Source organism: Microbacterium sp. (assembly GCF_011620665.1).
GTDB lineage: Bacteria > Actinomycetota > Actinomycetes > Actinomycetales > Microbacteriaceae > Microbacterium.
This window is the reverse complement of sequence record NZ_WOYQ01000066.1, coordinates 1-8,827: the sequence shown is the minus strand read 5'-3', so window position 1 is coordinate 8,827 and position 8,827 is coordinate 1. Positions and strand designations below refer to the sequence as shown.

Sequence of the window (8,827 nt, the reverse complement as noted above, 5' to 3'; positions counted from 1 at the left end):
CTCGACGAGCCGAACGTGTAGGCACCGCCGTGCAGCCACACCATGACCGGCAGCGGTGTGTCGACCGTGTCGGCGGGACGCCAGACGTTGAGGAAGAGGCAGTCCTCGTCCTGCCGGGCATCGGCGCCGAGGTTGAGCGCGGGGTTGGTCTGCTGCGGGGCGATGGGGCCGAATCGGGTCGCGTCCACCTCGTCCACCGCGGCTGCGGCCGGCACGGGGTCGCGCCAACGGCGATCACCGGTGGGCGCCTCCGCATACCGGATGCCCTTGAAGACATCGACGTCGGGAAGGCTGACACCGCGGAACGTGCCGGCGGGGGTCGTCGCGATCGGGGCGGTCGCAGGCTGCTCGCTCATCTCCGCCAGCGTACGGTCACGCGGCGTTTCGCACCGCCTGCGCCACGTCGGCGGGTGTGCCATGCCACGGCGTGCCGTGTCCGGGAAGCACCCAGGCGGCATCCACCGTCTTCAGGCGATCGAGGGACTCGAGCGCGAGTCCGGGTTCGTCGGTGAAGGGGGCAGGCTGCATTCCCGCACGACCGGTGAGGACGTGGCGCGTGGTGAGCGCATCACCGACGAAGACGGCGTCGACGAACGGCACGTGCACGGCGATGCTGCCGGGGGAGTGCCCGGGCATTCCGATCACGATCGGCGCGCCCGGCAGCGGCAGCACATCGCCGTCGGCGACCTCGATGACCTCCGACACGTAGTGCGTGCGCATCCCGCCCTTACGCAGGGCGTAGGCGAAGAAGCCGACAGTCGCGCCGAGGCGCATCGGACCCATGGCGACCTTGGGCTTGTCCCCGCCCTTTGCTCGGGCGGCATCGGCGGAGTGCACGTAGACGGGAACGCCGTGGTCGGTGCGCAGCCTCTCCGCGAATCCCAGGTGATCGCTGTCGCCGTGCGTGAGCACCACTCCCTTGATGTCTTCGAGTGAGCGGTCCATCGCCGCCAGCTCAGCCTGCAGGTCGCGGAAGTGCCCGGGCAAACCGGCGTCGATCACCGTGATGCCTTCGGGCGCGTCCACCAGATACGCGGCGACGATGTCGTTGCCGATGCGGTGCAGGTGCGGGGCGAGTTGCATGGCGTTCTCCTCGAGTGGGTGGATTCGATCGCTATGATACATAGCTATGATACATAGCTATGATACATAGCTATGATACATAGCTATGATACATAGCTATGATAGCTTACGTCAATAGCCAACGTCGCTCACGGAGGAAACGGATGCCCACGCCTGATCGCACATCGCTCGCCGAGATCGTCGATGCCGGCCGCGGCATCGTCGAGTTGGGCGGCTTGTCGAAGCTCACGATGCAGGCGGTCGCCGACCGCGTGGGCGTTCGGGCGCCGTCGCTCTACAAGCGCGTGCGCGACCGCGACGCCCTGCTGACACTCGTGGCCGAAGCCTCCGCGAACGACCTCGCCGACCGCCTCGAAGCATCGGACGGCTCACTGGGCGCGCTTGCGCACGTGTACCGGAGCTTCGCTCAGCGGCATCCGGAAGGGTTCCGCCTGATGTTCGCGGTCGACGGCGCCGAAGCCGCGATGGCTCGTGCGAGCGTGCCCCTGCTGAGGGCGACGAGCGAGATCGTCGGACCGGATGCCACGCTCGACGCCGCGCGACTGCTCACCGCCTGGGCGACGGGCTTCGTGAACATGGAGTTGTCGGGCTCCTTCCGCTTCGACGGCGACATCGACCAGGCGTTCGAGTACGGGCTGGAACGGCTGGTCGCCGGGCTGCGCGCGGGGTGAGACCGAGGTCACCCCAGCAGCGCTACGCCCATCACGAGCGTCGACGTGCCCATCGCCATGTACTGAGCACGATCGAGCCAGCTATGCGCGCGCAGCGCGGCGGCCACGGAGCCTGCGGCGTACACGGCGGACCCGGCGAGCAGGGCGACGATGAGCGTGGCGCTGCTCATGCCGTGCGCGTGCGCGGTTGAGGCCGTAGTTCCGCCCGCCTGGTGGGCCATGGGTAGCAGCAGTCCGGCCATCGCGATCATTCCGATCGCGCTGTGCAGCGTCATCGCGTTCCCGACGCCCGAGGCACGTCCGCGGCGTCGACCCGCGGCGGCGAGGCCCATCGCGCCCAGCAGAAGCAATGCTGCCCACAACACCGGCGCGACCATCCGTCCGAGGGCGGAATCGAGCATCGCCAGCAGCATTAGGAGGGATGCCGCGAGTTCGGGCGCCCGCACCCGCCGGCGATCGGCTGCCAGACAGCAGGTTCCGATCGCGGCGGGCGCGAGCGCCCAGGCGTGCAGGATCTCGGTCACGGATCAGTGTTGGTGTGGGCTGAGGTCGTCGTGGTGACCGTGGCCGGCGTGCTCGGCGTATCCGTGACCGCCGCCGGGGGAGCAGTGATCGCTCGCTTCGGGCGCGGGCACGTTCAGCACCGGGTTGCGTTCGAAGAAGTTGTACGGTTTCAGCGTGAACTTCGCGTAGTCCATCGGCATGACCGGCCAGTCCTCGTTGCGCGGGAAGTGCGTCAGACCGAACGTGTGCCAGAGCACGAGATCCTGACCGATCAGCGGCTCGTCTCCGGCGATGAACGCCGGGATGCCGGCACCGCCCGGGTTCTGATTGACGAAGTCACCCGCCGCATACCGCTCGCTCGGATCGTACTTCGTGACGAACAGGTTCTTCGTCGCGAACGCTGCCCGCGAGGCGATCGAGGAATCGTCGGCCGCCATGAGCGTCGGCGTCTCGGCCGGGAACAGCACGTACGAGGTCGGCTGGCCCCGCTCGGTGGTCTTCTCGGTCGAGGCGATCTGCCACACCCGGTTGACCGCACCATTGGCGAGGCGCCCGGACGTCCCCTCCGAGGCGATCGGCGTGATCTTCTTCGTGAATGCGTTGCCGGCGGGGTTGGTCGCCGAGATCGGCAGACGCACCGCGTCGATCTCGTTGACGACGTTCGCGACCCCGTCCACGGTCATGTCGAGCCGCGCCGAGAACAGGTGCTGGTGGTACGGCGCGCCCAGGCCGGGTGCGACCTCCGAGGCGAACGGGTACGGCGAGCCGTCCGCTTCGAGCCCCGGATAGGCCGATGTGAACAGGATGCCGGTGAGCTTCGCCTCGCACTCGATCGTGCCGTCGAGATAGAGGTACCAGAAGAACCCATAGTCGTAGTTGCCGACCGTCGTGAAGAACGAGATCACCAACCTCCGCTGGCGGCGCGTCTCGGAGGCGCCCGTGAACATGTCGGAGTGCTTCCAGAGCGTGCCGAAGTCCTCCTCGTGCATGCACACGCCGTTGCGGATCGTGCGTGGCATACCCAGCTCATCGGCCAGAATTGCGTCGAAGTACTGGATCTCGCCGACGCAGTCGCAGCCGAGTGAGAGCTCGTTCGTATAGCGGCCGTACAGGTACTCGCCGGTGTCGAAATAGTTCTGCCAGAAGCGGTTGGGTGCCGGGTCGGCGTACGGCACCACCATCTCGCTGATCGATCCGCGGTACATCACCGGACGACCTGCGAATGAGAGCTGCCGCAGGATGAGCCCTTCGCGGGTGTCGAAGCCGATGCGCAGGTCCCAATTGCCCCAGGTGACGTGCTCGCCGTCGACCGAGAAGCTCGCGCCCTCAGGCTGGGTGATCACGATCGGCTTGAGCCCCTCGAGCGGTGCGCCCTGCAGTTCGGGGTCGTCATAGTTGCCGTGTGTCTCGGGAACCTCGAACCCCGGGGTGTCGATGATCTCGATCACGGCTCGCGCGGCGGTGTCGATGTACGCGGTGAGGCCGTCGACGGGGTGTGCCCACGGGTGGTCGGCAGGGTGGTCCTGACGGAACGCGAACGTGCGGAGGATGCGGCGGCCCTCTTCCTGCGGATACCCGTAGTGACCGGCCGAGAGCGGCACGAGCACGACGTCGTCGACGGTGAGGCCGCGGGACGCGAGGGCTGCGATCCATCCGGCGTCGGCGTTGGCGATCGCGCCGACCTCTTCGAACTCGGCGTCCAGCACCGGCAACTGGCCGTCCGACCCGTCGAGGACGACCTGCGAAAGCACGAGACCAGAATCGATCGAGACGACCGCGTCGATCGATTCACTCGTGGCCATGTCGAGCAGCTGCACGCGGGCGTTGCGCTGCGGCCGGACGACGGCATCCCTCTCCCAGGCGAGGATCTCCCCCTTCGTCGGCTCCTCGAGCCCGACGTAGGCGAAGCGAGTCGACGTGCTCGTTTCGGGCAGCGCCAGGACGATGCCGCGCAGGGCCTCGATCTCAGCCGAGGTGAGCGACGAGAGCGGGTGCTGCGGGGTGGGCGGCGCGACGTATACCGCGACGGTTTCGAGGTCGGTGATGCTCATGGGTTCTCCTTGTGTGTTTTCGGGGTCGGGTCTACCGCGCGGTCGAGGGGACGGTCAGCCGGCGATCGTGTCGGTGAGCTTGGCGTAGGCGGCCGGGCGGCGCGCCTTGATCCACGCGGCCTGCAGGTAGCCGATCAGTGGAAAGATCGCGACTAGGGCGAGCAGGAACCAGCTGACCGCGCCGAATGTCGGTGCTCCGGTGGTGTCGACGTCGCCGACCATGATCGGGAAGTACGCGGCGATCAGCACCGCCGATCCGACCAGCCCGGCCAGGCCGAGTGCCGGCGCGATGAGGGTGTTCCAGACGCGGCGCTCCCTTTTCGTCCTGAGGAAGTAGACGATGATCGCCAACGACGTGAGCGCCATGAGGATCGCGATCGCCAAGGTCGCAACCCCGGCGAACCAGGTGAACACCTGCAGCACGGGGTCGAGCTGGAAGATCGCGAAGACCACGATCAGCACGATCGAGGTGATGGTCTGCACGAGCGAGGAGAGGTGCGGCGAGAGGTGCGTGGCGTGCACAGCGCCGAGCTTGTCGGGCAGTACGCCGGCGTTGGCCATCGAGTGCTGGTAGCGGGTGATCACGTTGTGGAACGACAACACACACGCGAACATCGCGGTGATGAGGAGGATGTTGACGCCCACCTCGCCGATGACGCCGAGGTAGCGCGACATCGTCGTGATGATGAACGTGCCAGGGTCTTCGGCGATCGCGCCGATGACGTTATCAGGCCCCCACGCCATCACCAGCGCCCACGAGGCGAGCGTGTAGAAGACGCCGATACCGATCACCGCGGCGTACGTGGCACGGGGGATCGTCTTGTTCGGATCCTTCGCCTCGTCGCGGAAGATCGCCGTCGCCTCGAAGCCGATGAACGCGGCGATCGCGAACATGAGGCCGACGCCTGGGGCGCCGCTGACGATGTTGGCCGGCTCGAACGGCGCGGCGCTCAAGCCCGAGTCGCCACCGGTGATCATGACGGCGGCGACGAGGGCGAGCACGATGCCGACCTCGGCGACCAGCAGCACGCTGAGCACCTTGCTCGACAGGTCGATGTGGCGATAGCCGAGCACGCCGACCAGAGCGATGCACAGGAGTGAGTACGCCCACCACGCGAGCGCCGGACCACCGAGGGAGGAGACCGTGACGCTCAGGATGTAGCCGATGTAGCCATAGACCGACACCTGGATCGTTGTGTAGGTGAGCATCGCGATCCACGCCGCGGCGAGGCCGGCCGACCGGCCGAGACCGTAGCCGACGTAGGTGAAGAACGCGCCGGGCTTGGAAACGTGGCGCGTCATCGTGGCGAGGCCGACCGAGAACAGCAACAGGATCACGGCGCTGATCGCGTAGAGGGCGGGGAATCCCACACCGTTGCCGAGCAGTATGCCGAGCGGCGCGGCACCTCCGATGACGGTCAAGGGCGATGCCGCGGCGACCACCATGAAGACGATCGCGGTGACGCCGAGTGAGCCGTGGAGGCTCCGCTTTGCGGATTCCTCCACTCCGGGTGATTCGAGCTGAGTCATGAGGGTCCCCTTCGGGTGCGTTCAGGTGGTGGGGTGAGGTTTTCCCACAGAATGGCGACCGCGGATTGCGCCGCCGTCTCGGCGGTGTGAAACCTCGGATACGCCGAACGGGACCACGCACGGCGGGTGTCTCATTCGGGCGACACGAACCCGAAACACGGGGGAGACGGCCGCGTGACGTCCGTTCGGTAGCGTCATCGGCCATGACGGCACTCGACCGTGCGATCTCCCGCCCCGAGCCGGTGCACGACTTCGGTGCGCGCTCTCCGCTGGAGGGCCTGGATCGCCGGTCGGTCGGATTCGCGGACGTCCTGGCGCAGTCCGTGGCGGCGGTCGCACCGTCGGCCGCGGCGATGACGGTCATCCTGCTCGTCGCGGGCGTCGCGGGTTCGGCCACCGTGCCGGCCGTCGCGCTGGCCGCGCTCATCGCACTGATCGTCGCCCGCACGGTGAGCCAGTTCGCTCGCCGGATGGTCACGAGCGGCTCGCTGTACACCTACGCCGCCCGTGGTCTCGGTCCGGCGGCCGGACTGGCTACCGGAGCCGCGATCCTGGTCGGCTATGCATTCATCTCGGTGTTCGCGCTCCTGGGCGGCGCGCACTACTTCTCGATCGTGCTCGAGCGCGTATCGCCGGGGGCCGGCGGACAGACGACGACGGTCGCGCTGCTGGTGCTCGAAGCAGCGGTCCTCGCGGTCGTGCTGGTCCGAGGTATCCGCTTCTCCACGCGGATCGCGTTTTTCGTCGAGCTGGCGTCCGTCGCGGTCATCGTGGTGCTCATGATCGTGCTGCTGGTGCAGATCGGATCGTTCGACCCCGAGGCGCTGGCGCCAACCGACGTGTCGCCGTCCGCGCTCGCGGCCGGTGCGGTGCTCGCCCTCACGGCGTTCGTCGGATTCGAGAGCGCCGCGACGCTCGGCGTCGAGGCGCGCGCACCCCTGCGCAACATCCCTCGCGCGATCGTGTGGACCGTGATCGTGGCGGGCGGCCTCTATGTGCTGGCCGCGTACACCCAGGTCGCGGGCTTCCGAGCCCTCGGGCTCGATCTGGCGGCGTCGTCCACGCCGGTGAACACCCTCGCGGCTGCGAACGGACTGGACGCGTGGGGCGTGCTGGTCGACGTGGGCATCGCGGCTTCGTTCCTCGCGTGTGCGATCGCCTCCACGACGGCGCTCACGCGGGTGCTGTTCGCGATGGGACGCGACGGCGTCGCCCCTGCGTGGCTGGGACGCGCACATGTCCGGTATCGAACGCCGATCGCCGCGGTGGCGGTCGCAGTGCCGCTCGTCGCGCTCACCCCTGTCGTTTTCGTGGCGGCCGGCGGTGGCGTCTGGGGCGCCATGGAGACGGTCATCGTCATCTCTGCCGTCGGCTACATCGCCGCCTACGCGATCGTCTGCGTGGCCGCGCCCGTCTTCCTCCGGCGCATCGGCGAGCTCACGGTCGGTGCAGCCGTCGTCGCTCTGGCGTCGTCCATTGCGCTCGTGAGTGGACTCGTGATCTACCTGGTGGTCGAGGCTTCGGCAGGGAACCCCGGCGTCTGGATCGCGCTCGCGCTCGCGGTCGCCGCCGGCGCGGGAATCGCCTGGCGCATGCGGCACGGTGCCCACTCTCTCGACGGCATCGGGTCGTATGATGAGCCGGTCGCTTCCGAGGTGCTGGGGGGCGTCGCGCGTGACAGGGACGCCGGCCTCGGCGATGCCTGAGCATCCTGGCGCCCCTTCGCGGGGCGGTCCGACGCTCACCGCTCGACAGCCCCGCGCGATCCAGACGGCGCTCACGGTTCTCGAGGCGGTCGCGGAGATCGGCGTTGGTGCGACCGCCCGCGAGATCTCGGCTGTGCTCGGCCTTCCCCGGGCGACGACGTATCGCCTGCTGAACCTCCTCGTGCAGGACGAGTACCTGGTGCGCACACCCGATCTCTCGGGTTTCGCGCTGGGTGCGAAGGTGGTGCATCTTGCGGCGGCGGCGGCTCCGGTGCGCATGCCGAGCGCAGCGCGCGATGTTCTGGCGTCGGTGCGGGCGGAGGTACGCGGAGGGGTGCACGTCGTGCTGTTCGCCGAAGGGCGCATCACCGTCGCGGACCCCGATCCGGACTTTCCGCTGAGCGACGCGCTGCGGCTCGTGCGCGAACCCGAGCGGTTCGCGCTGGGCCGGCTGCTGCTGGCGGAGCAGGGTGTGACCGGCGGGTTCGCCGCCGCTGCGGCATCCGACCTCGCGACGTGGGGCGTGACGCGGCAGGTCGGCGAGCTGATTCCGGGCTATGGATGCCTCGCCGTGCCGATGCGGGACGGAGCGGGCTCGCTCGCAGGTGCTGTCGGCTTCTGCGGCCCTCGGCACCGCATCGAGGAGCCTGGAGGAGTCATCTCGATTCTCGGACCGGCGGCCGTGCGGCTGACTCCGCTGCTGACGTGAGCGCGGTCGCGCTTCTCAGGGATCCGTCATCGCCATCGATGGCGGGATGATGTCGAGGTCCTCGCGGTAGTGGTCGAGGTGCGGACGCGCACGTCGTGACGTCGGCGTAGGTGAGGGTGGTGCCGCGCACCGCGTAGAGGTCCCAGGCGCGTAGCGGCTAGGTGTAGTCCTGGGCGCAGAACTCGTCGCCAGCGCTCCCGGGCGGATTGCCGCATCCCGCCGGGGCGGGATGTCGAGCGACACGCCGTCCGCCAGCCACTATGGCAACTCGCGGGATGAAGACCAACCTCGCGCGCAGCGAGGCTGACCTTGCCGAGGCATTCGAACGCTTCGAGGAACTCGGTCTTCTCAGCCTCGCGGTAGATCCTGCGGCACGGAGGAACGGTGATGTCGGGCACGGTTGTCGCAACTCTCGGAGAGGGAAGTGTTGCGACGATCGCTAGAACCCAAGCAGCTCTCTATGTGAGGCTCGGTTCTCCATGTGAGGCTCGGTTCTCTATGTGAGGCTCGGTGCGTCGGCTGGTCCATCCCCGTCGAGCGGACTCATCGCTGCAGGTAGGGGCGGGGAAAGAC

General features: G+C 68.2%; 8 protein-coding genes. 3 read left to right on the top strand and 5 right to left on the bottom strand.

All coding sequences use genetic code 11. From position 1 onward, the window contains the following. Both QZV81_RS08185 and QZV81_RS08180 read right to left on the bottom strand, forming a co-directional pair. Nucleotides 1-356, bottom strand: a 356-nt coding sequence (locus QZV81_RS08185) for a carboxylesterase family protein (protein ID WP_292835546.1), incomplete at its 3' end; no start/stop codon positions are given. A gap of 16 nt (nucleotides 357-372) precedes the next feature. Continuing rightward, nucleotides 373-1,083: an MBL fold metallo-hydrolase gene (locus tag QZV81_RS08180; protein WP_292835544.1), complete on the bottom strand. Its 711-nt coding sequence runs from the start codon at nucleotides 1,081-1,083 to the stop codon at nucleotides 373-375. Nucleotides 1,084-1,226: 143 nt separating this feature from the next. On the opposite strand from QZV81_RS08180, the gene QZV81_RS08175 reads away from it, so the two are divergent. Beyond that, nucleotides 1,227-1,754, top strand: a complete 528-nt coding sequence (locus QZV81_RS08175; protein ID WP_292835542.1) for a TetR-like C-terminal domain-containing protein — start codon at nucleotides 1,227-1,229, stop codon at nucleotides 1,752-1,754. A gap of 8 nt (nucleotides 1,755-1,762) precedes the next feature. Here the strand turns inward: QZV81_RS08175 and QZV81_RS08170 are convergent, their stop codons facing one another. From QZV81_RS08170 to QZV81_RS08160, 3 genes are read right to left on the bottom strand one after another with little or no spacing between them, the layout of a single operon-like run. Continuing rightward, nucleotides 1,763-2,278, bottom strand: coding sequence for a hypothetical protein (locus QZV81_RS08170; protein WP_292835540.1), 516 nt, complete (start codon nucleotides 2,276-2,278; stop codon nucleotides 1,763-1,765). A 3-nt stretch (nucleotides 2,279-2,281) separates the two neighbouring features. Then, nucleotides 2,282-4,309: a primary-amine oxidase gene (locus QZV81_RS08165; RefSeq protein ID WP_292835538.1), complete on the bottom strand. Its 2,028-nt coding sequence runs from the start codon at nucleotides 4,307-4,309 to the stop codon at nucleotides 2,282-2,284. Between the two features lie 54 nt (nucleotides 4,310-4,363). Further along, nucleotides 4,364-5,839, bottom strand: coding sequence for an APC family permease (locus tag QZV81_RS08160; RefSeq protein ID WP_292835536.1), 1,476 nt, complete (start codon nucleotides 5,837-5,839; stop codon nucleotides 4,364-4,366). 203 nt (nucleotides 5,840-6,042) lie between these two features. Here QZV81_RS08160 and QZV81_RS08155 point away from each other — a divergent pair, with 203 nt between their 5' ends. After that, nucleotides 6,043-7,545: an APC family permease gene (locus QZV81_RS08155; protein WP_292835534.1), complete on the top strand. Its 1,503-nt coding sequence runs from the start codon at nucleotides 6,043-6,045 to the stop codon at nucleotides 7,543-7,545. Continuing rightward, nucleotides 7,538-8,254 (top strand): helix-turn-helix domain-containing protein, encoded by a 717-nt coding sequence (locus tag QZV81_RS08150; RefSeq protein WP_292835532.1) that lies wholly within the window; start codon nucleotides 7,538-7,540, stop codon nucleotides 8,252-8,254. Before QZV81_RS08155 ends, QZV81_RS08150 begins: the two co-directional genes overlap by 8 nt. The last annotated feature ends 573 nt before the right edge of the window (nucleotides 8,255-8,827 follow it).

Excerpts from the sequence above, each read along its gene's own strand:
- QZV81_RS08155 (WP_292835534.1), top strand. The coding sequence starts at position 6,043 with ATGACGGCACTCGACCGTGCGATCTCCCGCCCCGAGCCGGTGCACGAC.
- QZV81_RS08150 (WP_292835532.1), top strand. The coding sequence starts at position 7,538 with ATGCCTGAGCATCCTGGCGCCCCTTCGCGGGGCGGTCCGACGCTCACC.
- QZV81_RS08165 (WP_292835538.1), bottom strand. The coding sequence starts at position 4,309 with ATGAGCATCACCGACCTCGAAACCGTCGCGGTATACGTCGCGCCGCCC.
- QZV81_RS08160 (WP_292835536.1), bottom strand. The coding sequence starts at position 5,839 with ATGACTCAGCTCGAATCACCCGGAGTGGAGGAATCCGCAAAGCGGAGC.
- QZV81_RS08180 (WP_292835544.1), bottom strand. The coding sequence starts at position 1,083 with ATGCAACTCGCCCCGCACCTGCACCGCATCGGCAACGACATCGTCGCC.
- QZV81_RS08175 (WP_292835542.1), top strand. The coding sequence starts at position 1,227 with ATGCCCACGCCTGATCGCACATCGCTCGCCGAGATCGTCGATGCCGGC.